This window comes from Ruegeria sp. CK3 (genome assembly GCF_056536565.1).
The window spans coordinates 177,400-201,087 of sequence record NZ_JBQFPV010000002.1 but is presented as its reverse complement, the minus strand read 5'-3'; the positions used below and the strand labels follow the sequence as shown (position 1 = coordinate 201,087).

Sequence of the window (23,688 nt, the reverse complement as noted above, 5' to 3'; positions counted from 1 at the left end):
TAGAAAGACCTAAATGCCTTGATTAAGGAAGAATTCGAACATCGCAAAAGGAAGACGCAAGCCATGGCAAAGATCACCTATGTCGAGCATAGCGGTACCGAACATACAGTCGACGTCGCCAATGGGCTGACCGTTATGGAAGGTGCCCGAGACAACAACATTCCCGGCATTGAGGCCGATTGCGGCGGCGCCTGCGCCTGCTCGACCTGCCACGTCTATATCCACCCCGACTGGGTTGAGAAAATCCCCGCCAAGGATGACATGGAAGAGGACATGCTGGACTTTGCCTATGAGCCCGATCCCGCCCGCTCGCGTCTGACCTGCCAGATCAAGGTCACGGACGCACTGGACGGTCTGGTCGTGCAAATGCCAGAAAAACAGATCTGATGCCCTCCAAAGCGCCGCGTCCCCCCGTCTGCCCTTGGCACCGTCGGGCACGCGGCGCGACACCGATGTTGTGCCTGTGGCTGGCCGGCGTGAGCTCTGCCGCGGCATCAGAGGAAATAACCGAAGCCCAATTTACCGAACCCACAACACGCTACGCCCATGGCGTCTTGGGGGACGACGTGGAATACGGCGCATTGGAACTCCGGGTCGAAACTCGCGGTTCAGACAATGTGCAAACGCTGCGAACGATACGCCTGTCCAAAGATCGGGTTTTCGAAGACCTTTTTCCTCGACTGATAGACATGGACTCGGACGGAACGCCCGAAGTTGTCGTAGTCGAATCCCACGCGCAACTTGGCGCACAACTAGCAATCTACGACGCAAGCGGCACAAAGATCGCTGCCACCCCGCATATCGGAACCCGCTTCCGCTGGCTTGCCCCGATCGGAGCCGCCGATCTGGATGGTGATGGCTATATCGAAATCGCCTATATAGATCGCCCCCACCTTGCCAAAACCCTGCGCATCTGGCGCTACAAAGATGGCGCGTTGGCCGAGACCGCCTCTCTGCCGGGTCTGACCAACCATCGCATCGGCGAAGACTATATCTCTGGTGGCCTGCGCGACTGCGGCGAAACGCCAGAACTGATCACAGCCAGCGCCGACTGGTCGCGCATCATCAGCGTCACCTACAACAATGGATGGACCACGTCAGACCTCGGCCCTTTCACAGGCCGACGAAGTCTGAACCAAGCCTTAGAGTGCTGATCCGCTGTTCATCTGGCTAAAAATATCCTGGGGGAAGAGGCCGTAGGCCGAGGGGGCAAAGCCCCCTGAACCACAACTAAGTTAAAGAGCCCGCCACCCAATATCGTGGCGATAAAAGCCCTCGGGCCAATCCACCCCGTCAACCATGGCATAGGCCCGATCCCGTGCTTCTTGCAACGTAGCACCTCGGGCGGTGACATTTAGAACACGGCCGCCAACAGCTTGAATTTGTCCCTCAACCGCGTTTGTCCCGGCGTGGAACACCATGTTGCTGCTGTCTTCAGGAAGTTTGTCCAAACCTTTGATAACCGAGCCTTTCTCATAGGCACCCGGATACCCGTTGGCTGCCATGACAATGGTCATCGCATGATCATCGGCCCAGTTCACCCGCGTCTCTTCCAAGCGCCCTTCGGCTGCGGCATGCATCAGGTCCATCGCCTGCGCCCCAAGACGCATCATTAGAGCCTGACATTCGGGATCGCCAAACCGGACGTTGTATTCCACCAAACGCGGCTGCCCATCCTTGATCATCAGACCGGCGTAGAGAACCCCCTGGAACGGCGCACCCCGGCGCTTCATCTCGGCCATGGTTGGTCGGACGATTTCATCCATCGCGCGCGCCTCAATCTCGGCGCTCAGAACGGGAGCCGGGGAATAGGCCCCCATCCCACCGGTGTTCAGACCTGTATCCCCCTCGCCCACGCGCTTGTGGTCCTGCGCGGTGCCGATGGACAGGATGTTCTCTCCATCACTCAGCACAAACAACGAGGCCTCTTCGCCATCCATGAATTCTTCGATGACAACCTCGGCACCTGCCCCACCGAAGGCTCCGCCAAACATATCGTCAATTGCGTCCAGAGCGGTCTGCTCGTCCATCGCCACAATCACGCCCTTGCCTGCCGCCAGGCCATCAGCCTTGACCACGATCGGAGCGCCCTGCTCTTTGATGTAGGCCTTGGCGGGCGCGGCTTCGGTGAACCTTGCATAGGCGGCGGTAGGCGCGCCGGAGGCATCGCACACCTCTTTGGTGAAGCTCTTCGAGGCTTCCAACCGGGCCGCTTCGGAAGAGGGGCCAAAAACCAGTACACCGGCTTCACGCAAGCGGTCGGCCACGCCAGCGGCCAAAGGCGCCTCGGGGCCGACGATCACGAAGTCAATCGCGTTGGCCTCGGCGAAATTAACAACCGCACCGCCATTCTCGATATCCAGCGACGCGCATTCGGCGATCTGGGCGATCCCGGCATTGCCCGGTGCAACAATCAGACGGTCGCATTTGGGGTTCTGCATCACCGCCCAAGCGAGGCTGTGCTCACGCCCACCGCTGCCGAGAATAAGAATGTTCATAAGGTCGTCTCCGATCTGCTTGGCCTCGCCTGCGCGGCGTTCTAAGCTGGCACGGCATTTGACACAAGGCGCTGAAATGTCCGACCTGCTTGACGACCCAATTCCCGGCCAAAACACCCCTGAATACTCGGTTTCCGAGATTTCTGGCGAAGTGAAGCGCACACTAGAAGGCTCGTTCGGTCGAATCCGTGTACGCGGCGAGGTCGGTCGCGTGTTCAAGGCGCGCTCGGGCCATTTGTATTACGACATCAAGGACGACCGGAACGTTCTGGCCTGCACCACGTGGAAGGGGCAGATTTCCGGACTGTCCGTTGTTCCCGAAGAAGGGTTGGAGGTCGTCGTCACCGGTCGCCTCACAGCATTTGGCGCGCAATCCAAATACAACATGAATGTTGATGAGGTCGCAGTGGCCGGCCAAGGCGCGCTGATGGCGCTGCTGGAAAAGCGTAAGAAGCAGCTGGAGGCCGAAGGGCTGTTCGCGCCCGAGCGTAAGAAACCGCTGCCCTACCTGCCCCAGATCATCGGCGTTGTGACCTCTCCGTCCGGGGCGGTGATCCGCGATATCCTGCATCGCCTGCGCGATCGATTCCCCCGCAAGGTTCTGATCTGGCCCGTCGCCGTACAGGGTGCAAACTGCGCGCCCGAGGTGACCCGCGCCATCGAAGGCTTCAACGCGCTGACGCCCGGTGGTGCTTTGCCGCGCCCCGAACTGATCATCGTTGCACGCGGAGGCGGCTCAATCGAAGACCTGTGGGGGTTCAACGAAGAAAACGTGGCCCGCGCGGCTGCCGCATCAGAGATCCCGCTGATCTCAGCCGTGGGGCACGAGACGGACACGACGCTGATCGACTTTGTCTCCGATCGCCGCGCGCCGACGCCAACGGCCGCTGCGGAATTGGCCGTCCCCGTGCGGATGGAGTTAGTGGCCTGGACCAACGAACAAGGCGCGCGCCTGTCGCGGGCCGCCAGCGATGCGGTTCAGCGCCGCGCGCAGCGACTACGTGACGTGTCGCGTGCGCTTCCACGTCCGGATAGTTTGTTGAACTCTCCACGACAACGCCTTGATCTGATTGCAGAACGCCTGACACCCGCATTGAATCGCGGGGTGCAAAACCGCCGCCTGCAACTGGTCGAGATGTCGGCTCATCTGCGCCCATCGACTTTGCGAGGCGTCGTCTCCTCCCGTCAGGAACACCTGCGCAACCTGTCATCGCGCCTCTCCCTCCGCTCGATCCAGCGTGAGATAGAGCAACAACGCCAGACTATTTCCCGACTGGCCGAGCGGCTAGACGCGGCCCAATCCGTCCGACTGGAGCGGCTGCGCCAGCAACTGAGCGCAACTGACCGCCTGCGTGAAACGCTCAGCTACAAGGCAACGCTGGCGCGGGGCTATGCGGTTGTGCGCGCCGAGGGCGACGTCGTGACCACCAAGGCGCAGGCCGGCAAACACGCGGCGCTTGAGATCGAATTCTCAGACGGCCGCTTGACGACCGGTCCATCTGGCCGCCCTGCCGCGAAAAAAACCAAACCCGACGCGCCAGATCAGGGATCGCTGTTCTAGAGTTCAAACCCCAACCTCAGGCCCCAGGCACACCATCTCCTCCCCGAGGTCTTCCGCCTCATAGAGTTCGGTCGCTTGCGGGTCGCCTTCGAACTGCGCGATCAGCCCTCCGCCCGACCGGGTGAACACCCAGCATTGCGGGTCTAGCCGGTCCTCGTAGACGAAACAGATCTGATCCTCACGCTGATACCAGACGCCTTCTTTGCACTGGCCATCCAAAAACGACCAGATCACGCGGCGGTTCGGCAAGTATCGCTCAACCCCGTAAACCTGCCCTTCGAAGCCATAAAACAAGGTTTTTCCCTGCGTATACTCGTCGAACTCGGCGCCGGACAACGCCGTTTGCGCGCCCGCCGTCTGCGCCGACAGCGCCAATAGAATCACAAGATGCCTCAACATGAGGCCATAGTGTCAGATGCGGGCGGGCATGGCCAATCACCACGCCGGTATTCGCCTGCCCTCACGTCATTATTGTGCCGCGCGCCACCGCAAAGAACAGTGGGCCCGAACAAGACTGAGGGGACCGACGTGACACACCTGCTATTCTGGCTCGCCGCCGCTTGTGCCTTGGCCTATTTTCCGCTGTCCCCGCGCCCGGCAAGCGCGCTCCGTACCGTTCTGAAAACCGCGTCGGTTGCTGTGCTGGCGCTCGTCGCCCTCCTCAGCGGAGGCGCGCCCTTGCTGGTTGTCGCCTTGGGCCTCTGCGCAGTTGGGGATGCTCTGCTGTCTCGCGAATCAGACACCACCTTCATGGCAGGGATCGGCGCGTTTGCCGCTGGCCATATCGCTTACATCGCATTGTTCCTGACACATCCCAACAGCAACTTTGACCTCATTCTGGAACGGCCAGGATATTTCTGGTCACTCCTCTTTCTGGGGATCGTTGCCGCCACTTTGCTCACCCCGCGAGCCGGAGAGCTGAAACTCCCGGTTCTGCTCTACATCCCGATCATCCTTGGCATGGGCGTCGCTGTTCTATCTTTGCCCGAGACCGGTATGCTGCGTTGGGCCTTGCCTGCAGCACTGGCCTTCATCGCCTCGGACCTCGTGCTGGCAACCGAGAAGTTTCTGCTGCCCCAAGGCCACCCGGTGCTGAAGCTGACCCCCTATCTGGTCTGGCCGCTCTATTGGGCCGCGCAGGCCGGATTGCTGATCGCTTTCACCTGACCCTTTGCAACTCCGGCAAATCCACATTAGGTGGAGAGGAACACCTGCGGAGACCGAAAATGGCGTTTTTTTCAAAGCTGAAGGACAAGCTGTTCAAATCCTCATCTCGTCTTGAGGAAGGGCTGGACGCCATTGTCGAAGACGGAGGTGAAGAAACCACCACACCAGAACCGGTAGCGCAGACGCCCGAACCCGCCCCGCAGCCGCAAGAAGCTGCACCGCAACCCGAGACTGCGCAAGAAGATCAGCCCGCATCCAGTGGATTACTGGGTCGCCTGTTCAGCCGCACGGAAGCCAAGGCCGAAATCCGCCGGACGCTGGATGACGATATGCTGGAACAGCTCGAAGAGCTGCTGATCGCCTCGGACATGGGCGTCGACACGGCCCTACGCGTTACCTCTAACATGGCCGAGGGGCGTTTTGGCCGCAAACTCTCCTCCCGCGAGATCAAGCAACTGCTGGCGCAGGAAGTGGCCCGCGTGATGGAGCCAGTCGCCCGCCCCCTGCCAATCTACCCGAAACGCCCGCAAGTGGTGCTGGTGGTTGGCGTCAACGGCTCGGGCAAGACCACAACCATCGGCAAACTGGCCAGCCAGTTCAAATCCGCTGGCAAGAAGGTCGTGATCGCCGCCGGAGATACCTTTCGCGCCGCCGCCGTAGAACAACTGCAGGTCTGGGGTGACCGCGCAGGCGTCCCGGTTCTGACCGCGCCCGAAGGCTCGGACCCTGCCAGCCTTGCCTTTGACGCCCTGACCAAAGCGCAGCAGGACGGCGCCGACCTTCTGATGATCGACACTGCAGGTCGCCTACAAAATCGTGCCGATCTGATGGAGGAACTGGCCAAGATCGTCCGCGTGATCCGCAAGGTCGATGAAACCGCGCCGCACAACACGCTGCTTGTGCTGGATGCGACCACGGGCCAGAACGCCCTCAGCCAAGTGGAAACCTTCCGCAAACTCGCCGACGTGTCGGGCCTTGTGATGACCAAACTGGACGGCACAGCCAAAGGCGGCGTGCTGGTCGCGCTTGCCGACAAGTTCGGCCTGCCCATCCACGCCATCGGCGTCGGAGAGCAAATAGACGACCTCGCCCCGTTCGACCCCGAAGAATTCGCAGCGGCCCTGACCGGCCTCGACCAAAACTGATCCGCCTCTTCATCTGGCTGAAAATATCCTCGGGGGTCTGGGGGCAGACGGCCCCCAGCCTCGTCACACTGGACAAGTTCTGACAATTGAGCTACTGGCTGATCTCACTCGAAGGCACCGAAGCGGGCCACACCCTCGCCCTGGGCCTCGCCTTGATGGCCGCCTTCCTGCACGCTGTCTTTGGAGCACTGCAAAAGGGCCGCCACGATCCGTGGCTGTCTCGCGGGGCCATCGACGCCTGCTATTGTCTGATGGCCATCCCCTTTGCCCTATTCGTCGTGCCATGGCCCGAACCCTATATGTGGCCGATCTTCGGCATCGTCTGGCTGATCCACATCACCTACAAGATCCTTCAGGCCTTGGCCTATACCAAAGGCTCCTACACGGTGGTCTACCCGGTCGTTCGCGGCACCGGCCCGCTTTTCACTGTGATCGGAGCCTACCTTCTGTTCGGAGAAACCTTCACAGGCACGCAATGGTCCGGTGTGGCCGTCCTTCTGGCCGGCATCTTCGGGCTGGCCGCGTATAATTTCCGGTTTCTTGAAACCAATCGTGAGACTCTAGGCATCGCTCTCACCCTGGCGATTGCCACCGGTCTCTTCGTAGCGCTCTACACGACCTATGACGCCTATGGCATCCGCGCCACCGCTGATCCGTTCACCTTTCTGGCCTGGTTCTTCATGATCGACGGCTTCGCGATGCCGATCTACGCGTTCCTCAGATGGCGTGCCATGATCAACCGCCCTTCCCCAGGTCCGCTGATGCTGCGCGGGCTCGCAGGCGGCTTGATCGCGCCGCTGTCATTCGGAGCCATCATGCTGGCCACCCGATTGGACAAAGTCGGAGAAGCGGCTGTACTGCGCGAAACATCAACTGTATTTGCAGCCTTGATCGGCTGGCTGGTTTTGAAAGAAACCGTTGGCCCAAGACGCATCGCCCTGATGGCACTGATTGCATTGGGCGCTGTAATCGTTGAAATGGGCGGATGAACAGCAGGACACCACGATGACAGGCAAAAAAGAGATCAACCCGTTTCTGAAACAGGTGCTGGAGCTGGGGCCCCCGCTGGCCTTCTTCTTCATCTACCTGCGACTGCGTGATGACAGCTTTCTGATCGGCGGTATCGAGTATTCAGGCTTCATCATCGCTACTATCCTCTTTGTCCCGCTGATGCTGGCGGCAATGGGCATCTTGTGGTTCCTGACAGGCAAGCTCAGCCGGATGCAGATATTTACCGCCTTTATGGTGATCTTCTTTGGTGGCCTGACCGCCTGGTTCAATGATGAGCGGTTCTTCAAGATGAAAACCACGCTGGTCTACGGGTTCTTCTCGGTCATTCTTGGGATCGGGTTGCTGCAGGGAAAGTCCTACCTCGCCTACGTTTTGGACGAGATGCTGCCGATGAAGCACGAAGGCTGGATGATCCTGACACGTCGCCTCTGTGCCTGCTTTGCCGTTCTGGCCATCGCCAATGAGATCGTCTGGCGCACGATGTCCACCGATCTGTGGGTCAAGATCGAAACCTTCGCCTTTCCCATCGCGTTGATGGCCTTCCTGATGTTCCAGTTCCACCGCCTGCAAAGCTATCTGGAAGACCCCGATCGCCAGTAAGTGACCAATAGCCTCAATGATATCACTTTGATACTCCATCGAGGAAACCGCTTGGCTTGTTGACCTTGCTGTGAATAATTGAGTAACCACTCACCATCCTACTCCGGAGATTAGTACCCGAATGGCGGTATTCCCAAATAGCGGCTTCCTGTCCGATGCATCCGAAGGCCTGCGCGAGATGCTCTCGGCGCTGGCGACGGAAATCTCTTTGGATAAAAACGAAACCCTGTTCGATCAGGACGATGAAGGCGATGCGCTTTATGCCATCGTCGAAGGGACGCTCGAAGTGTCCTTCCTGGCGATGAGCGGCCGGAAGCTGGCGCTGACGCTCATGCGTCCGGGCGAGGTCTTCGGTGAGATCGCTCTGTTCGACAGCGGCCCTCGCACGGCCACTGTTGCGGCTGCTGAACCTTCTCGGGTTCTGCGCGTGCGTCGCAGGGACGTGATGGAGCAAATCCGCCAACACCCCGATCTTGCGGTTGATATGGTCCGTCTGGCCGGATTGCGGATGCGGTCGATGAGTTCACAGTTGAACGAGCAGGTCTTTCTGCCGATGCCGATTCGACTGGCGCGCAAACTGCTGCACTTGTCGTCTCTGCAGGACGACCCAACGGAACGCATTACCCTGTCGCAAAGTGAATTGGCCGAATTCGTTGGGGCCACGCGTGAGGCCGTCTCGAAAACCATTTCGATCTGGAAACGCGACAATGTGGTTGAGGCATCGCGGGGCGGATTGCTGATCCACGACATCGAAGCTTTGCGCGCTTTGGCTGAATCGGACCTGATCTGACCTTTTGTGATCTTGTTCACAGACGACTCAGAAGTCAGTGCCCTAGGGTAAACCCGTTACCGTAGGAGGTCAGTAATCATCCCCGATATCTGTCCACTGATCTCTCCCTGTACCTAAGCCATATGCCCAAAAGGCATATGGCTTATTTTCTTTCTGCCGGACCAAAAAGACATGAAAAAGGCCGGGGAAATTCCCGGCCCTTTTCGGTAGCTATGCGATGAGCTTAGTTTTCAAGGCTCAGCGCGACAAAGCGCGGGTCGCCGCCACGGCGTACCAACAGAAGCAGGGATTTGCGCCCGGCTTCGGTAGCTTCTTCAATACGCGCCTCAAGGTCGCTGATGGATTCGACCTTCTGCTGCCCGGCTTCGGTGATCAGGTCACCCGCGCGTAGACCCTTGGCAAAGGCTTCCGAGGCTTCATCAACCTCGGTCACGACCAGACCGTCCGCCTCGGCATCCAGCCCCAGATCTTCACGCAGCGTATCTGTCAGCGGAGAAATAGTCAGGCCGAGAATGTCGGCGTTTTCGTCGGTTGGCGCGTCCGGAGTGTCTTCTTCACTCGTTTCGGCACGCTCCGCATCCTCACGGCGCCCGAGTGTGACCAGAATAGTCTGAGTGCCACCATCGCGATGTACGACCACGCGAACCGATTTGCCCACGGTCGTCTCGCCGACCTGACGCACCAGACCGCGGGTATCTTCAACCTCGACCCCGTCAAAGCTTAGGATCACATCCCCTGCTTTCAGACCGGCCTCTTTCGCAGGACCCTCCGGTACATCGCTGATCAATGCGCCACCGGGTTTATCCAGACCCATCGCCTCAGCCATATCTTCAGTCACGTCCTGAATCCGTACACCCAGCCAACCACGACGGGTTTCGCCGAACTCACGCAGCTGGTCGACGACCTTGGTCACGACATTGGAGGCCATCGAAAACCCGATACCGATCGAGCCGCCGTTGGGCGACAGAATCGCAGTGTTCACGCCAATGACCTGACCATCCATGTTGAACAGGGGACCACCCGAGTTGCCTCGGTTGATCGCTGCATCGGTCTGGATGTAGTCGTCATAGGACCCGCTCAGTGCGCGGTTACGGGCCGAGACAATCCCTGCCGAAACCGAGAACCCCTGCCCAAGCGGGTTGCCCATGGCAATTACCCAGTCACCAACACGCGCCGTGTCGCTGTCGCCGAACTGAACATATTGCAGCGGCCCCGAAGCCTCGACTTTCAAGAGAGCGATATCTGTTTTCTCATCCGTGCCGATCACCTTCGCAGGCAATTCCTTCACGGGCTGACCATCGCCGGGGAAGAACTCGATCAGGATCTCGTCAGCCTCGGCGATGACGTGGTTGTTGGTGACGATAAAACCGTCTTCCGAGATCACGAACCCCGATCCCAGCGCGTTGCTGCGGCGCGGGCGATCGCCATTGTCGCCGTTGCGATCCTGAAACTCGCGGAAGAAGTCTTCGAATGGAGAACCCTCGGGCACGATCCCCTGCGGCCCGGTCTGGCCTTCGATCAGGGTCGACGTGGTGATATTGACCACCGCCGGGCTGATCTGTTCCGCCAGCGGCGCAAGGCTTTCCCCACGCGCATACGCCGCAACTGTTTGCGCTGCGATCAAAACCATCGCTCCGAAGGCCAGCCACATCAGTCGCATGAAACCAACACTGTCGTCCCGCCGGACGGAAATACTGCGCGCTTGTGCCTGCACTTGGGAACTCCTTGTCGTCAATTTCTTACAGACCGCCCTAAGGCAGACTATCTTTCCACCCAATGTAGTCGGTTTGATCACGCTCGCAACTGAGGATCGCGGGGAAATCACCGGCAAGTGAGGTCAAAGGGTCAAAACCCCAGCTGATAGGCGCCCCAAAGCAGCACAAGACCGCTGACAACACAGAGCAGCCCTGCCAAACGCCGCGCCTGTTCTGGCAGCGTGCGCAGCGCCTCTAACATACGTTCAATAAGCGAAGGGGCCAGCGCATAGGCCAGCCCCTCGACAATCAGCACCAGCCCGAAGGCCAGAAGGATCATACCCATTACTGGGTCGCCTGCCCGGTGGGCGATTTCAGGTAGTTGAAGAACTCCGAATCCGGGCTGAGGACCATTGAGCTGTTCCCGCCCTGCAACGCACGCTCATAGGCGGACAGCGAGCGGTAGAATTCAAAGAACTCTGGGTCTTGTCCAAACGCTTCAGCAAAGATCGCGTTGCGTTCGGCGTCTGCCTCACCGCGGATGATCTCGGCCTCGCGGTTGGCGTCTGACACCAATTCAACCACGGTCCGGTCCGCCTGCGCGCGCACACGCTGCGCAGCTTCGTTACCACGGGCGCGTTCGTCGGTTGCTTCACGTTCCCGTTCGGCCTTCATCCGGTCAAACGTGGCCTCCAAGTTCGCCTGCGGCAGGTCGGTTGCTTTCAGGCGCACGTCGATGACGTTGACGCCCAGCGCGCGTGCTTCGGCAATTGCGCTGTTGCGGATCCGCAGCATCAAAGCCGCACGGTCAGAGCTGAGGATATCGCGCGAGGAGACCGAACCCAGAACTTCCCGGGTTTCCGCACGAAGGATACGGTCCAGACGGTCCTCGGCCACCGGAATACCGCCAACACCCACGGCCTGACGGAACTGCTCCAGATCCGAAATCCGGTAGCGCGCGAAGGCATCAACCACCAGACGGCGGTCATCAAGGGGCGTCACCTCAAGCGGTTGCACGTCGATCGACAGGATGCGGTCATCATAGCGCACAACCTCTTGAATCAGAGGGATTTTAAACGCCAATCCGGGCTCTTCCTTGACCGCGACAACGCGACCAAACTGCAGAACCAGAGCACGTTCACGCTCATCCACGATGAAGATCGAGGACAGAACACCGACAATCGCGAGGAAGACGACGGGTAGGATAAATGTCGTTTTACGCATCAGTTGCTCTCCGCTGCAGGGGTACGACGCAGTTCGTTCAACGGCAGGTACGGCACAACGCCCTGCCCCGAGCCGCCGGTGTTTTCGTCCAGGATGATCTTGTCCACGTCACCCAGAACCTGCTCCATGCGCTCCAGATACAGACGCTTGCGGGTCACATCCGGCGCTTTGGAATATTCCTCCAGAACCGCGCTGAAACGGCTGGCCTCACCCTGGGCGCTGTTGATCTGTTGGGCGCGGTAGGCTTCGGCCTCTTCCAGAACCTGAGCGGCTTCACCACGCGCTTCCGCGAGAACACGGTTGGCATAGGCATCCGCGACGTTCTGAAGACGATCCCGTTCCTGCGCAGCAGCCTGAACGTCACGGAACGCGGCAATCACGTCCTGCGGCGGGTCAGCCTTGTCGAAGTTCACGCGGACGATGTTCACGCCCGAATCGTAGCTGTCCATTGTCTGCTGAATCAGCTCTTGCAGACGTTCTGCGATAATGCCGCGGTCTCTGTTCAGGATCGGAGCAAGTTCGCTTTGCGCGATAATCTCACGCATCGCCGATTCCGACACCGCCTGAATCGTTTGGCGGGGGTCACGCAGGTTAAAGAGGAACTTAGCGGGGTCGTTGATGTTCCAAACGACTTGATAGTCGATATCGACAACGTTTTCGTCACCGGTCAGCATCAGACCATCGTCGCTGCCACGAGCGCCGCCCATGTCTTCGTTCTGTTCCCGTGTAACGGGGATGACTTCGGCAGTTACGAACGGCCAAGGTGCAAAGTTCAGACCGGGATTTCCAACAGCCGAGAATTCGCCAAGGAACAGTTCGACTGACTGTTCTTCTGGCTTCACGGTGTAGAAACTGGCCGCCGCCCAGAGGCCGATCGCGACCAATGCGCCAATCGCCACGGTACCTTTGGTAAAGATCGGACCACCGCCGCCACCGCCTGAACCGTTGCTGCCACGGCCACCGCCGCCACGACCGCCCATGAGGACGCGCAGCTGCTCTTGCCCTTTTTTCATCAGCTCATCGATCTCGGGGATCTGCGGGCTCTCCCCTTCGGGAGGCTTGCGCCCGTCACCGTTGTTACCCCGATTTCCTCCACCACCAGAGGAGCCTCCGCCCCCCCAGGGGCCACCGCTGTTGCCCGCCATATGTGTCTATTCCCTTGTGTTTGACCGTGTGATCACGGTGTTCCTTGTAACTTGGTTGCGCGCAGTTGCAAATCAAGCCGTGCGTACAGGTTGCCGCATTGTCACCAGTTCTTCGGCCATGACCGGGTGAACTGCAACCGTGCGGTCGAAATCTTCCTTGGTCGCGCCCATTTTGACGGCAATGCCCGCCAGCTGGATCATCTCACCCGCGCCAGGCGCCACGATGTGGCAACCCAACACCTTGCGCGTCGCCTGAGAGACGATCAGCTTCATCAGAACCCTCTGAGTACCACCGGCAAAGGATTTCTGCATCGGCTTGAACGAGGTCGCATAGACCTCAATTGGTTCCTGAGCGGCCGCCTCTTCCTCGCTGAGGCCCACGGTGCCGAATTCGGGCTGGGTAAAAATCGCGGTCGGGATCAACTCATGATCCACTGGCGTCGGGTTGCCTTTGAACACGGTCTCGACAAAAGCCATGCCTTCGCGGATCGCAACCGGGGTCAGGTTCACTCGGTCGGTCACATCACCAATCGCGTAGATCGAGGGCACGCCGGTCTGGCTGTACTCATCCACAACGATCTCACCCTTGCGGCCACGCGCGACGCCCACGTCCTCAAGCCCCAGGTTATCCGCATTCGGAGTGCGCCCGGTGGCATACATGACCACGTCAAAATGATCCTCGGTCCCGTCGGTGGCTTTGACGCGGATCTTGTCGCCCTCTTTCGTCATCTCAAGCACATTGGTGCCCAGACGCACGTCGATGCCGTTCTGGCGCATCTCTTCGCAGATCAGGCCACGCGCTTCTTCGTCAAAGCCACGCAGGATCTGCGCACCGCGGTAGAACTGAGTGGTCTTGACGCCGAGTCCGTTCATGATCCCGGAAAACTCGCTGGCGATATAGCCGCCACCGACGATCAGGATGCTTTCGGGCAGTTTCTCAAGGTGGAAGATTTCATTTGAGGTGATCGCAAGATCCGAGCCGGGGAAGTCCGGCACAACCGGACGGCCACCCGTTGCAATCAGGATGTGCTTGGCAGTTTTGCGTGTGCCATCGGCCAATTCAACCGTATGCGGATCGACCACATGGGCACGCTGATCAAAGCTCTCGACACCGTTGTTTTTCAGGATGTTGCGGTAAATACTTTCCAAACGATCCAGTTCCGTCACCAGCTTTCCGTGGAAGGTTTTCCAGTTGAACGCTCCGGGCTGAATGTCCCAGCCATAAGCCTGCGCGTCACCGACCATCCCCGAATATTCGCTGGCAAAGACCATCAGTTTTTTGGGAACACAACCACGGATAACGCATGTGCCGCCGTACCGATCCTCTTCTGCCAGCGCCACTTTGGCACCGTTTTCGCCCGCCGCTACGCGCGCCGCGCGGACCCCGCCCGAGCCTCCGCCGATTACGAAGAGATCATAGTCAAAGCTCATGCTGGGTTCCTTCATTCAGCTTGCAAAATTCTTTGGATATCTGGGCGCGAAAACCGCCCTGCCAACCCCCAAAGGCGTAAATTTCCAGTATATTCCAACACGTCCTCGGGATGGCGCCTTCCACTCAGTCCGAAAAATCCGAAAACAGGTTGTCCTTGGCGCCGTCAAGGAATTGGTCCAATTCAACGGTTCCGGCATTGATGTCGCGCAGTTCGACCCGCCCATCCCCGTAGCCCACAACCACTTTGTCGCAGATGTCTATAAACAGCCCGTTCTCGACGACACCCGGTACCTGGTTCAAAACCAGCGCCATCTGCCGCGCATTGCCGATCCGCTGCAGATGCAGGTCGAGGATATGATTGCCCTCATCGGTCACAAATGGGGCCTCACCATTCATGCGAAGGGCTGAGTTGGTGCCAAGCACATCCATCGTATCCAGAACTTCTTCGATAAGCGTTCGCGTGGTCTGCCAGCCAAAGGGGATGACCTCGACCGGCAGCGGGAACGCGCCGAGCGTTTCGACCTCTTTCCCGGCATCAGCGATCACCACCATCTGGTCGCTAGCAGTTGCCACGATCTTTTCCTGCAGATGCGCGCCGCCACCGCCTTTGATCAGGTTCAGATCACCGTCGAACTCATCCGCGCCGTCAATCGTCAGGTCCAGCCATCCGGCCTGATCCAGCGACACGACCTCGATCCCGACTTCACGCGCCAATTGCGCGGTTCGGGTTGAGGTGGGTACGCCCTTGATACGCAGGCCTTCTTGCTGGACACGCTCGCCCAAACGGCGAACAAGCCAAGCAGCGGTCGAGCCGGTGCCCAGCCCCACCCGCATTCCGTCTTCGACCATGTCAGCCGCGCGGTACGCCGCAACGTATTTGGCCGTGTCGATTGGCGACAAATCCGCGGTCATTGGCAGTCTTCCCCAAATAGTCTGCAAGACTTATATGCAATGCTCCAGCCAACTTCGAGACCCAATTCACGTCGCCCGGATGCGAAAGATGTCGCTCAATTGCGCGTTTCCTATCGGAAACGTCGCAAACAAGGCTTTTCAGGTTTCGGTTGCCGTATATCTAGTCCGTATGATGACGCCCTATCGCCTGCACTATGCCCCTGATAACGCCTCGCTGGTGATCCGGCTGGTGCTGGACGAAATGAGCCAGCCCTATGAGACGGTGCTGGTTGATCGTAGTCAGAACGCGCAAGACAGCGCAGCCTACCGAGCGTTGAACCCGAACGGGCTGATCCCGGTTCTCGAAACCCCTCAGGGGCCGATATTCGAAACGGCTGCCATTCTGCTGTGGCTGTCCGACAACCATGGGCAACTTGCGCCCGCGTCAAAGAGCCCTGACAGGGCCGCCTTTCTGAAATGGCTGTTTTTCGCGTCAAACACGCTCCATGCCGATCTGCGCATCCTGTTTTATGCCGAGAAATACATAGACCCCAAACAGGCCGAGACCCTGCGGGCCGGAATACGTCCAAGGCTGCGCACCCATCTGAAAAATCTGGACGCAGTCGCTGCGCAGACACCGGGTTGGCTCAACGCTGATCGGCCTTCAGTTCTGACATACTATATCGCGTGCATGATGCGTTGGATGGCGCTTTACCCATCCAATGCGGACCGCAGCTGGTACCAACTGGCCGATACGCCCTATCTTCAGCGCATCCTAACAAAGCTAGAGATGCGCCCTGCAACGCGAACGGCTATCGCCGCCGAAGGTCTTGGGGCCACGCCGTTCACATCACCCATCTATGCCAACCCTCCTGAAGGCTCAGCTATCTGACATGTTCCTCTCTGTCTTCGATATGTTCAAAGTGGGCATCGGCCCGTCCTCATCCCACACCATGGGCCCCATGGTGGCCGCCGCGCGTTTTCTGGACATGATGCGTGCATCGCCGTTTGAATTTGCCGGGCTGCGCGGCTCACTACACGGCTCGCTGGCCTTTACCGGAGTGGGTCATGCCACCGACCGCGCCACCATCCTTGGCCTCGCCGGATTCGTGCCGGACACATATGACAACGACAAGGCCGAGGCCGCGCTGGCCGCAATTGCTGAGACGCACACGGTAACGCCTGAAGGGCTACCGACGCTGACCTTCAACCCAAAGACCGATCTGGTCTTTGACTACGATCAAAATCTGCCCGGCCACGCCAACGGTATGATCCTGATGGCAACCGACGCGCAGGGCGATGTGATCCTGCGGCAGGTCTTCTACTCGATCGGCGGCGGATTTGTTCTGACCGAAGAGGAACTGGCTGCAGGCAAAGCCACCGACGAAGGTGCCCCGGTGCCCTTCCCTTTCAAATCCGCCGTCGAGATGTTGGAGATGGCAAAGTCCAACGGCAAATCCATTGCCGAAATGAAACGCGACAACGAAATCGCACGTGGCTGCGCGGATAGCTTTGCCAAAGGCTCTGCCCGGCTGTGGCAGGTGATGAACGACTGTATCGAGCGTGGTCTGACCACCGACGGCATCCTGCCCGGCGGCCTCAGCGTGCGTCGCCGTGCCAAAGGTATATATGATGCGCTTATGGCCGAGCGTGGCATGAACCTAACCGCACCGCATACAATCAACGATTGGATGAGCGTCTATGCCATGGCCGTGAACGAGGAAAACGCGGCCGGAGGTCAGGTGGTCACCGCGCCAACCAACGGCGCGGCAGGTGTTCTGCCTGCAGTACTACGTTATTACCTCGACCACGTACCCGGCGCGTCGGAAAGCCATATCGAGGATTTCCTTCTGACCGCAGCCGCCATTGGGGGGCTGGTGAAATTCAACGCCTCGATCTCGGGGGCCGAGGCCGGATGTCAGGCCGAAGTGGGCAGCGCCTCGGCGATGGCCGCGGCTGGTCTATGCGCGGTGATGGGCGGCACGCCCGAGCAGGTGGAAAACGCCGCCGAAATCGCGCTGGAGCATCATCTGGGCATGACCTGCGATCCGGTTGCAGGGCTGGTTCAGGTGCCTTGCATCGAGCGCAACGGCCTTGGCGCGATCAAGGCCGTTTCGGCTGCGTCTCTTGCTTTGCGCGGGGATGGGCAGCATTTTGTACCTCTGGACGCTGTGATCGAAACCATGCGTCAGACCGGGCATGATATGCATGAGAAGTACAAGGAAACCTCATTGGGTGGTTTGGCCGTAAACGTCCCGAACTGCTAAGGTCAGACAGGAGGCAGCGTGATGCGTGGACATTGTTTGTGTGGCAAGGTCGCGTATGAAGTTGATCCTCCGGTCTTGTCCTGCGTCTCATGCCATTGCGACAGTTGCCGTCGCCAGTGTGCCGCTCCGATGACGACCTATTTCGGGGTGCGCGACGGCCAGTGGCGCTGGACCGGAGAAGAACCGAAGCGCTTCAACTCTTCGCCTGGGGTCGAGCGGAGCTTCTGCCCACATTGCGGAACACCGATCTCATTTCGGTCGACCAAGATGTCGGACGTTCTTCACCTTTATGTTGCGACGCTAGAGAGCCCCGAAGCCTTAGAGCCAACCCTTCATGTGTCGCATGAAGAGAAGCTGACGTGGCTGAAACTGGGCGATGATTTGCCCACCTGCATCGGTCCGGACTACACCAAGGTTCAACCCCTTCCGAAGGCTTGAGAACAGAGCTTTTCTCGGCCTTGGGAAACCGCTAGCGTCGCGCTCATGACTCAGGATCGTCCCGTATTCGGCATCGTACTGATGCTTGGTTTCTGTGTGCTCGCCCCGATGGGGGATGCGCTGGCAAAGCTGTTGGGGGAAACAACCCCACTGGCGCTGTTGGTTTTCGTACGTTTTGCCGTTCAGGCGGCGATCCTTGTGCCCTTGGTCGCGTTTACCGGCAGGCCATGGCGCATGCGGGGCCGTATTCTGCGACTAACCGTGATCCGCACACTTTTGCACATCGCGGGCATCACCGCGATGTTCTCGGCGTTGCAATTCCTGCCCTTGGCGGACGCGGTCGCCATCGCCTTCGTGATGCCCTTCATCATGCTGCTGCTCGGGAAATACATACTAAACGAAGAGGTCGGGCACCGCCGCCTTGCGGCCTGTATCGTCGGGTTCGCCGGAACGCTTCTGGTCATTCAGCCCAGCTTTGCCGAAGTCGGACTGCCCGCGCTTTTGCCCCTGATCGTCGCAGTTGTCTTTGCTTTGTTCATGCTGGTCACGCGCCAGATCGCCAAAGAGACGGACCCAATGTCGTTACAGGCCGTCTCTGGCGTGTTTGCCACGATCCTGCTGCTGCCCCTTCTAATCTGGGGAACGCAGTCTGAGATCTGGGAGTTGTCATTCACCCTCCCCTCGGGCAGCGAACACTGGCTGCTTCTGTCGATCGGAGTACTGGGGACCATCGCCCATCTGTTTATGACATGGTCGCTGCGCTATGCGCCTTCGGCCACGCTGGCACCGATGCAGTATCTTGAGATCCCCGTCGCCACCCTGATCGGCTGGCTGATCTTTCACGACCTGCCGAACGGTCCGGCTGCGCTTGGCATCCTGATCACGATCGCCGCAGGGCTCTATGTTATTCTGCGTGAGAGGGCCACGGCGCGCTCTGCCCCGACAGAAACGCCTGCATGACCTGATCCAGAGCGCTACGAGGCACCATCACCAACATTCCCGGTCCGTCCATCTGAAGCTCAAGCCTTGAAATGACACGGTTCGAGGTGCCCACCTGCCCGCTCGGATCGAAGTAAAGCCCCTCGATCGGCCACTCCAACCCGCGGCTGCGCCCGGTGACTTGTTTCAGAGGAAAGAGAGAGACGACCTCGCCCGGCGCCAGATCCAATACGATGTTGGGCGGTGCGTGGAAAACGACCTCATTCGAGCCGATCAGAACGCAGGCCTTGTCCGGATATCGGACCAGAGTGTTTAAGACCGCCAATTGATGGTCCAGCCGCCCTCCCAGAAATCCGGCCCCCAACACCAAAGGGGCCTGCACGTTGCGCAGTGCCTTGTCGAAATCCGTGCTGTCCTGTTCCGCAATCGGAAAAAGGCGATCCTGGGGAATACGAACTCTGATTTCGGGGGACAACGAATCGAAATCACCAATCACGGCATCCGGAATCCGCCCCGAATCAACCAGCACCGAGGCTCCACCGTCTGCCGCGACCGCAAATGTGACGCGATTCAGCACCAAATTCAGGTCTTCAGGACTGAGCTGCCCCCCTCCAAACAGCCCGATTGGGCCATTTGAACGTACAATTGCCCCATTTTTCCTCAGATTGATCATTTTTCCCGGATTTGGACACATTGAGACCACAAAATGATAGGTTCATGCAGTTAGTTCCGAGTCGATCGGGTTGCCCCTGTCCGGGCGGATCGGCTCAGTTAGTTTGTAAAGGACGCATGTCTGATGGTACAGAACAACAAGGTATTGACCGTTTCCTATGGGACTTTCTCGTGCACTTTGGAAGGGTTCGACGACTCTTTCGAGACTATGAAAGCCATAGCCGAATACTTCCGCGATCTTGCGGCAGAAGACAGATACTTTGGATCTGAACCCCCGCAACCTGACGCCGAAATGCTGACGCGGATTGCACAGCGCGACAACGTGCAACAGGTTGAAGCGCGCCCAAGCGATACCGGCCTGCTTCTGCGCGCCACGGAAACACCCCCCCGTACTGAAACGCCCCCCGCCCCTGAAGCGACCCTGCCACAGGATGACGCCATGCCCCAATCGCCCGATCTGAATGTTGTCCAGCCGACCCCCTCTGCGACACCTGAAACAGACACTGCCGCATCTTTCTTTTCCGAAGCTGCGCCGGTCGATGCCGACGCGGACCCGGCGCCCGATAGCCTGGCCGCCAAGCTGCAACGCATCCGCGCGGTTGTTTCCCATTCGGACGTAGATACGGACAACTATGCCGAGGAAGAGGTCGCCCCCCTAACGGCCGACGCCCCCGCGCCGATGGACGCTGTCTCAGCCGCCTTTGCAGCAGGTTCGCTGAGCCCCGAAGACCTTGCCCCTCAGTCCCCGGCCCCTACCGAGGCACCTGCTGCCAAAGCCGTAGAAAAGGCACACGCGCCGGAACTACCGGGTGCGCCAGCCATGGAATCGGCGCCACTCGATTTGCACGATGAGACCCCAATGCAAATCGAGTTTAAAGACTCAGAGGAAGAAGAGGCCCAAGAGGTGACCTTCGACGAAGACTTCGAGACGGCAACCGATGACAGCGATGAGGTTGAAAATATCCTAAGCCCGGCAGACGAAACGGAAGACGAACAGCAAGGTGTTCTGACTGCTGAGGATGAAGAAAGCCTGTTCCTCGAGATTGACGAGATCGAAGAGGAAATGGATGCGCAAGCGACCATGGCGTCCTCGGATCTGGATCAGGATGTCTCGCGCCTGATGGCAAAAGCAGATGAGCAAATGGACGACCCGGCCGCTAGCGGCACGCGTGAGGCCTATTCCCACCTGCGTACGGCCGTTGCTGCAACCTCGGCGGAAGATGTGGCCCAGCAGGCCGCGACTGATGAAGAGTATCGTGGCGATTTGGCCTCGGTCGTCAGCCCTCGCCGCCCAGACGATGTTCAGGTCACCAGCAAACGCCCTGATACAGACACGGCGGCCCCTCTGAAACTGGTCGCCGAGCAGCGTATTGATGCCCCCAACGCGGATACAGGCCCGGTGACCCCCCGCCGTGTCACCTCGGATCAGTCCGAGGACGCGTCAGAAGAAAGCGGGTTTGCACAATTTGCACAGGATCAGGGCGCGCAGTCTCTGTCCGACCTTCTCGAAGCGGCTGCGGCGTACTTGTCCTTCATCGAAGGGCAGGAACAATTCTCGCGCCCGCAATTGATGAACAAGGTCCGCTCGCTGAAACAGGATGAGTTCAATCGCGAAGAAAGCCTGAAGTCCTTCGGGCAGCTTCTGCGCGACGGCAAAATCGAAAAAGCTGGCGGAGGGCGCTTTGCGGCCTCAAGTGACATCGGTTTTCGCCCGGAAGGTGAGCGCGCCGTAGGCTGATATCCTTCATTTCGCTATCGAGAGTGGGTCGGAGATTTCTTCGACCCATTTTCTTTTTGCACTTACCCTACGGAATCTCGATGCGGACATGATGTCGCTATGCTGCACTGCAGAAAAATGATATCGTCTGAGTAAAGGTAACAGATCTTTCAGTTCGTGTTCAAATCAAGGCTCCGCCATGTATGAACTACCTATTCGACGCCTCAGAGCATTCGACAAACCCAAAATAGAAAGCCATTTCAAGAGCCTCGATGCAGAAGCACTGACATCTCGATTTGGCGTACCGGTCAGCCCGGCCTTTGTTGAGAATTATCTCTCAGGCATATTCAAAAATTCTGCGCTGGTATTTGGCGCATTCCCCGATTCCTGCCTGCGTGGTGTCGGAGAGTTGCGGGCTGTTCCTGACAGCCACAACCATGTGGCTGAACTGGCCTTTACCGTTGAAACAGTCTGGCAGGACCTAGGGATCGGCGATGCACTGCTGTCGCGGATAGTCACTGCAGCCCGCAATCGTGGATTTCGCGAAGTCCACATGTTGTGCCTTGCCACCAATCAAAAAATGCGCCGTCTGGCTGCAAAACACGAGGCCGAGCTGAAACTGACGACAGGACAGATCGAGGCGACCCTGACAGCGCCCTGGCCCACCCCCTTCAGTGTCGCCGAAGAAATCTCGGGCGAGTATCATGCCATGGCCCGAGCGATCCTAAGTTGGTCGGGAAACGATCGGCGAACCGGCTAGGGTCAGACATAGACGCGCAGCGCCTTTGACGACCAAATGCGTTCTTAGAACCGGACCATCCAAAGCTGAAACTTCGGACTTGCCCTCATCTCACTATCTCGGTGGTGCGCAGGGAAATGACGCAAGCCTGTGACCCAAGCAGAGATACTGATCAGTCTGGCTTTTGGTCCGGGTCTTCTTTCCCAACACCCTTGAACACGAACTTGAAGGGCAAAGCCCACAGAATGCCCAGCGCCACGTAAACCAACAGCTCAAGCCAGATCGGAGGACGATCCAGCCAGTTCACCACCGTGACTACGGCGACAATATAGACAGGCAGGCCGATCACCAGAATGAACAGAGACCAACGCCTGCGCGCCTTGTAGCTGAGGCCGGGTGTCTTGTCGTCCGACATCAGTCTGCAAACGGGTCGGTCACCAGAATGGTGTCGTCCCGCTCCGGGCTGGTAGACAGCAGCGCCACAGGGCATTCGATTAACTCTTCGACCCGGCGCACGTATTTGATCGCGTTTGCGGGCAGATCCGCCCAGCTGCGCGCGCCTTCGGTGGATTCGCTCCAACCGGGCATCTCTTCGTAGATGGGCGTGCAGCGCGCCTGCTGATCGGCGGCGGTCGGAAGATAATCCAGACGCTCGCCATCCAACTCGTAGCCGGTGCAGATCTTCAGCGTTTCGAACCCGTCCAACACATCCAGCTTGGTCAGAGAGATCCCATTCACCCCGCTCGTCGCGCAGGTCTGGCGCACCAGACAGGCATCAAACCAGCCGCAGCGACGCTGACGGCCTGTGGTCGTGCCGAACTCATGCCCACGCTCGCCCAGTCGCTGACCATCGGCGTCCTCAAGCTCGGTCGGGAACGGCCCCTCACCCACGCGGGTTGTGTAGGCTTTGACGATTCCCAGCACGAAGTCGATCGAGCCCGGCCCGATCCCCACGCCCGTCGCCGCTTGACCAGCGATCACGTTCGAGGACGTCACGAAAGGATAGGTGCCAAAGTCGATATCCAGCAGCGCACCCTGCGCGCCTTCGAACAAAATACGTTTGCCCGCCTTGCGCTTTTCGTTGAGAACCTTCCAGACCGGAGCCGCAAAAGGCAGAATTTCCGCTGCAATTTCTTTCAGTTGCGCCAAGAGAGCATCCCGGTCGACAGGTTCAATCCCCAAACCCTTGCGTAATGGGTCGTGGTGCTGCAGCGCACGATCAACACGAGCTTCCAAGGTCGCCTCATCGGCAAGATCGGCAACACGCACCGAACGGCGTCCGACCTTGTCTTCATAAGCCGGGCCAATCCCGCGCCCCGTTGTGCCTATCTTGGTTCCCTTGCTCGCGGCTTCCTCGCGCGCGCGGTCCAGTTCACCATGGATCGGCAGAATCAGAGGGGTGTTCTCGGCAATCATCAGCGTCTCAGGCGTGATCTCAACGCCCTGAGCGCGCACAGTCGCGATTTCTTTGACCAGATGCCATGGGTCCAGAACCACGCCATTGCCGATCACGCTGAGCTTACCGCCGCGTACTACGCCCGAGGGCAACGCATGCAGTTTGTAAACCTCGCCATCAATAACCAGAGTGTGGCCGGCATTGTGCCCGCCCTGAAAACGCGCGATCACGTCTGCCCGCTCGCTGAGCCAGTCGACGATCTTGCCTTTTCCTTCGTCACCCCATTGGGCGCCGACAACAACCACGTTGGCCATATCCGGTCCTTTTCGCGAAAAGATATCAAACTCGGCTGATATAACGAG

General features: G+C 59.0%; 25 protein-coding genes. 14 read left to right on the top strand and 11 right to left on the bottom strand.

The annotated features are described in order from the left end of the window. Positions 1–63: 63 nt before the first annotated feature. Positions 64–387 carry a 2Fe-2S iron-sulfur cluster-binding protein gene (locus tag ACR0C3_RS03300; RefSeq protein ID WP_170376365.1) on the top strand — a complete coding sequence of 108 codons (324 nt, stop codon included), beginning with the start codon at positions 64–66 and terminating at the stop codon, positions 385–387. Then, a complete protein-coding gene (locus ACR0C3_RS03295) occupies positions 387–1,154 on the top strand; it encodes an FG-GAP repeat domain-containing protein (RefSeq protein WP_480757133.1) in 768 nt (255 codons plus the stop codon). The genes ACR0C3_RS03300 and ACR0C3_RS03295 overlap by 1 nt, the downstream gene beginning before the upstream one ends. Positions 1,155–1,235: 81 nt before the next feature. On the opposite strand, the gene purD is transcribed toward ACR0C3_RS03295, so the two are convergent. Beyond that, positions 1,236–2,498: a phosphoribosylamine--glycine ligase gene (gene purD / locus ACR0C3_RS03290; RefSeq protein WP_480757131.1), complete on the bottom strand. Its 1,263-nt coding sequence runs from the start codon at positions 2,496–2,498 to the stop codon at positions 1,236–1,238. Between the two features lie 76 nt (positions 2,499–2,574). On the opposite strand from purD, the gene xseA reads away from it, so the two are divergent. Further along, positions 2,575–4,059 (top strand): exodeoxyribonuclease VII large subunit, encoded by a 1,485-nt coding sequence (gene xseA, locus ACR0C3_RS03285; protein WP_480757130.1) that lies wholly within the window; start codon positions 2,575–2,577, stop codon positions 4,057–4,059. A 3-nt stretch (positions 4,060–4,062) separates the two neighbouring features. Here xseA and ACR0C3_RS03280 read toward each other — a convergent pair whose 3' ends face one another. After that, positions 4,063–4,458, bottom strand: a complete 396-nt coding sequence (locus ACR0C3_RS03280) for a hypothetical protein (RefSeq protein WP_480554587.1) — start codon at positions 4,456–4,458, stop codon at positions 4,063–4,065. 129 nt (positions 4,459–4,587) lie between these two features. Here ACR0C3_RS03280 and ACR0C3_RS03275 point away from each other — a divergent pair, with 129 nt between their 5' ends. The 5 genes from ACR0C3_RS03275 to ACR0C3_RS03255 all read left to right on the top strand — a co-directional run bounded on the left by ACR0C3_RS03275 (position 4,588) and on the right by ACR0C3_RS03255 (position 8,772). Beyond that, positions 4,588–5,226 (top strand): lysoplasmalogenase family protein, encoded by a 639-nt coding sequence (locus ACR0C3_RS03275; RefSeq protein ID WP_480757128.1) that lies wholly within the window; start codon positions 4,588–4,590, stop codon positions 5,224–5,226. A 59-nt stretch (positions 5,227–5,285) separates the two neighbouring features. Next, positions 5,286–6,371, top strand: a complete 1,086-nt coding sequence (gene ftsY / locus ACR0C3_RS03270) for a signal recognition particle-docking protein FtsY (RefSeq protein WP_480757127.1) — start codon at positions 5,286–5,288, stop codon at positions 6,369–6,371. Positions 6,372–6,457: 86 nt separating this feature from the next. After that, entirely contained in the window at positions 6,458–7,360 is a 903-nt protein-coding gene (locus ACR0C3_RS03265; protein WP_480757126.1) for an EamA family transporter, read from the top strand. Between the two features lie 16 nt (positions 7,361–7,376). Then, on the top strand, positions 7,377–7,982 hold the full coding sequence (locus tag ACR0C3_RS03260; RefSeq protein ID WP_170765682.1) for an inner membrane-spanning protein YciB: 606 nt from the start codon (positions 7,377–7,379) through the stop codon (positions 7,980–7,982). A gap of 121 nt (positions 7,983–8,103) precedes the next feature. After that, complete coding sequence (locus ACR0C3_RS03255; RefSeq protein ID WP_170376330.1) at positions 8,104–8,772, top strand: Crp/Fnr family transcriptional regulator; 669 nt, start codon at positions 8,104–8,106, stop codon at positions 8,770–8,772. A gap of 223 nt (positions 8,773–8,995) precedes the next feature. On the opposite strand, the gene ACR0C3_RS03250 is transcribed toward ACR0C3_RS03255, so the two are convergent. The 6 genes from ACR0C3_RS03250 to rpiA all read right to left on the bottom strand — a co-directional run bounded on the left by ACR0C3_RS03250 (position 8,996) and on the right by rpiA (position 15,179). Then, entirely contained in the window at positions 8,996–10,432 is a 1,437-nt protein-coding gene (locus ACR0C3_RS03250) for a Do family serine endopeptidase (RefSeq protein WP_170642501.1), read from the bottom strand. Between the two features lie 185 nt (positions 10,433–10,617). Next, positions 10,618–10,812, bottom strand: coding sequence for a DUF2065 domain-containing protein (locus ACR0C3_RS03245; RefSeq protein ID WP_170381551.1), 195 nt, complete (start codon positions 10,810–10,812; stop codon positions 10,618–10,620). Continuing rightward, positions 10,812–11,690 (bottom strand): protease modulator HflC, encoded by an 879-nt coding sequence (gene hflC, locus ACR0C3_RS03240; protein WP_170470136.1) that lies wholly within the window; start codon positions 11,688–11,690, stop codon positions 10,812–10,814. The genes ACR0C3_RS03245 and hflC overlap by 1 nt, the downstream gene beginning before the upstream one ends. Beyond that, on the bottom strand, positions 11,690–12,835 hold the full coding sequence (gene hflK, locus ACR0C3_RS03235) for an FtsH protease activity modulator HflK (RefSeq protein WP_170376323.1): 1,146 nt from the start codon (positions 12,833–12,835) through the stop codon (positions 11,690–11,692). The genes hflC and hflK overlap by 1 nt, the downstream gene beginning before the upstream one ends. A 72-nt stretch (positions 12,836–12,907) precedes the next feature. Continuing rightward, positions 12,908–14,266, bottom strand: a complete 1,359-nt coding sequence (gor, locus tag ACR0C3_RS03230) for a glutathione-disulfide reductase (protein ID WP_480757314.1) — start codon at positions 14,264–14,266, stop codon at positions 12,908–12,910. A gap of 124 nt (positions 14,267–14,390) precedes the next feature. Beyond that, complete coding sequence (rpiA, locus tag ACR0C3_RS03225; protein WP_170457893.1) at positions 14,391–15,179, bottom strand: ribose-5-phosphate isomerase RpiA; 789 nt, start codon at positions 15,177–15,179, stop codon at positions 14,391–14,393. Positions 15,180–15,348: 169 nt separating this feature from the next. On the opposite strand from rpiA, the gene ACR0C3_RS03220 reads away from it, so the two are divergent. Genes ACR0C3_RS03220 through ACR0C3_RS03205 form a run of 4 tightly spaced genes read left to right on the top strand, consistent with a single transcriptional unit; the run spans position 15,349 to position 18,823 of the window. Further along, the gene (locus tag ACR0C3_RS03220; protein ID WP_480757312.1) at positions 15,349–16,050 is read left to right on the top strand and encodes a glutathione S-transferase family protein; all 702 of its coding nucleotides are present in this window, start codon (positions 15,349–15,351) and stop codon (positions 16,048–16,050) included. Between the two features lies 1 nt (position 16,051). Continuing rightward, on the top strand, positions 16,052–17,425 hold the full coding sequence (locus ACR0C3_RS03215; protein ID WP_480757124.1) for an L-serine ammonia-lyase: 1,374 nt from the start codon (positions 16,052–16,054) through the stop codon (positions 17,423–17,425). A 21-nt stretch (positions 17,426–17,446) separates the two neighbouring features. Then, positions 17,447–17,863 (top strand): GFA family protein, encoded by a 417-nt coding sequence (locus ACR0C3_RS03210; protein WP_480671303.1) that lies wholly within the window; start codon positions 17,447–17,449, stop codon positions 17,861–17,863. 45 nt (positions 17,864–17,908) lie between these two features. Beyond that, positions 17,909–18,823 (top strand): DMT family transporter, encoded by a 915-nt coding sequence (locus ACR0C3_RS03205; RefSeq protein ID WP_480757122.1) that lies wholly within the window; start codon positions 17,909–17,911, stop codon positions 18,821–18,823. Here the strand turns inward: ACR0C3_RS03205 and ACR0C3_RS03200 are convergent. Further along, entirely contained in the window at positions 18,768–19,475 is a 708-nt protein-coding gene (locus ACR0C3_RS03200) for a thiamine diphosphokinase (protein ID WP_480757121.1), read from the bottom strand. The two genes, ACR0C3_RS03205 and ACR0C3_RS03200, sit on opposite strands and share 56 nt — an antisense overlap. Before the next feature lie 123 nt (positions 19,476–19,598). On the opposite strand from ACR0C3_RS03200, the gene ACR0C3_RS03195 reads away from it, so the two are divergent. Both ACR0C3_RS03195 and ACR0C3_RS03190 read left to right on the top strand, forming a co-directional pair. After that, on the top strand, positions 19,599–21,212 hold the full coding sequence (locus ACR0C3_RS03195; RefSeq protein WP_480757119.1) for a hypothetical protein: 1,614 nt from the start codon (positions 19,599–19,601) through the stop codon (positions 21,210–21,212). A gap of 178 nt (positions 21,213–21,390) precedes the next feature. Next, entirely contained in the window at positions 21,391–21,951 is a 561-nt protein-coding gene (locus ACR0C3_RS03190) for a GNAT family N-acetyltransferase (RefSeq protein WP_170765697.1), read from the top strand. 151 nt (positions 21,952–22,102) lie between these two features. Here the strand turns inward: ACR0C3_RS03190 and ACR0C3_RS03185 are convergent, their stop codons facing one another. Then, the gene (locus tag ACR0C3_RS03185; protein WP_170642268.1) at positions 22,103–22,345 is read right to left on the bottom strand and encodes a DUF2842 domain-containing protein; all 243 of its coding nucleotides are present in this window, start codon (positions 22,343–22,345) and stop codon (positions 22,103–22,105) included. Continuing rightward, positions 22,345–23,640: an adenylosuccinate synthase gene (locus ACR0C3_RS03180; protein ID WP_170487726.1), complete on the bottom strand. Its 1,296-nt coding sequence runs from the start codon at positions 23,638–23,640 to the stop codon at positions 22,345–22,347. Before ACR0C3_RS03180 ends, ACR0C3_RS03185 begins: the two co-directional genes overlap by 1 nt. Positions 23,641–23,688 lie beyond the last annotated feature (48 nt).

Bases quoted from the DNA above. Each gene is read 5' to 3' on its own strand.
- ACR0C3_RS03185 (WP_170642268.1), bottom strand. From the start codon at position 22,345: ATGTCGGACGACAAGACACCCGGCCTCAGCTACAAGGCGCGCAGGCGT.
- ftsY (WP_480757127.1), top strand. From the start codon at position 5,286: ATGGCGTTTTTTTCAAAGCTGAAGGACAAGCTGTTCAAATCCTCATCT.
- ACR0C3_RS03280 (WP_480554587.1), bottom strand. From the start codon at position 4,458: ATGTTGAGGCATCTTGTGATTCTATTGGCGCTGTCGGCGCAGACGGCG.
- hflK (WP_170376323.1), bottom strand. From the start codon at position 12,835: ATGGCGGGCAACAGCGGTGGCCCCTGGGGGGGCGGAGGCTCCTCTGGT.
- ACR0C3_RS03180 (WP_170487726.1), bottom strand. From the start codon at position 23,640: ATGGCCAACGTGGTTGTTGTCGGCGCCCAATGGGGTGACGAAGGAAAA.
- ACR0C3_RS03210 (WP_480671303.1), top strand. From the start codon at position 17,447: ATGCGTGGACATTGTTTGTGTGGCAAGGTCGCGTATGAAGTTGATCCT.
- ACR0C3_RS03245 (WP_170381551.1), bottom strand. From the start codon at position 10,812: ATGGGTATGATCCTTCTGGCCTTCGGGCTGGTGCTGATTGTCGAGGGG.
- ACR0C3_RS03200 (WP_480757121.1), bottom strand. From the start codon at position 19,475: ATGATCAATCTGAGGAAAAATGGGGCAATTGTACGTTCAAATGGCCCA.
- purD (WP_480757131.1), bottom strand. From the start codon at position 2,498: ATGAACATTCTTATTCTCGGCAGCGGTGGGCGTGAGCACAGCCTCGCT.
- ACR0C3_RS03195 (WP_480757119.1), top strand. From the start codon at position 19,599: ATGGTACAGAACAACAAGGTATTGACCGTTTCCTATGGGACTTTCTCG.
- ACR0C3_RS03215 (WP_480757124.1), top strand. From the start codon at position 16,052: ATGTTCCTCTCTGTCTTCGATATGTTCAAAGTGGGCATCGGCCCGTCC.
- ACR0C3_RS03255 (WP_170376330.1), top strand. From the start codon at position 8,104: ATGGCGGTATTCCCAAATAGCGGCTTCCTGTCCGATGCATCCGAAGGC.
- ACR0C3_RS03220 (WP_480757312.1), top strand. From the start codon at position 15,349: ATGATGACGCCCTATCGCCTGCACTATGCCCCTGATAACGCCTCGCTG.
- rpiA (WP_170457893.1), bottom strand. From the start codon at position 15,179: ATGACCGCGGATTTGTCGCCAATCGACACGGCCAAATACGTTGCGGCG.
- ACR0C3_RS03260 (WP_170765682.1), top strand. From the start codon at position 7,377: ATGACAGGCAAAAAAGAGATCAACCCGTTTCTGAAACAGGTGCTGGAG.
- ACR0C3_RS03190 (WP_170765697.1), top strand. From the start codon at position 21,391: ATGTATGAACTACCTATTCGACGCCTCAGAGCATTCGACAAACCCAAA.
- hflC (WP_170470136.1), bottom strand. From the start codon at position 11,690: ATGCGTAAAACGACATTTATCCTACCCGTCGTCTTCCTCGCGATTGTC.
- ACR0C3_RS03205 (WP_480757122.1), top strand. From the start codon at position 17,909: ATGACTCAGGATCGTCCCGTATTCGGCATCGTACTGATGCTTGGTTTC.
- ACR0C3_RS03300 (WP_170376365.1), top strand. From the start codon at position 64: ATGGCAAAGATCACCTATGTCGAGCATAGCGGTACCGAACATACAGTC.
- ACR0C3_RS03250 (WP_170642501.1), bottom strand. From the start codon at position 10,432: ATGCGACTGATGTGGCTGGCCTTCGGAGCGATGGTTTTGATCGCAGCG.
- gor (WP_480757314.1), bottom strand. From the start codon at position 14,266: ATGAGCTTTGACTATGATCTCTTCGTAATCGGCGGAGGCTCGGGCGGG.
- ACR0C3_RS03295 (WP_480757133.1), top strand. From the start codon at position 387: ATGCCCTCCAAAGCGCCGCGTCCCCCCGTCTGCCCTTGGCACCGTCGG.
- xseA (WP_480757130.1), top strand. From the start codon at position 2,575: ATGTCCGACCTGCTTGACGACCCAATTCCCGGCCAAAACACCCCTGAA.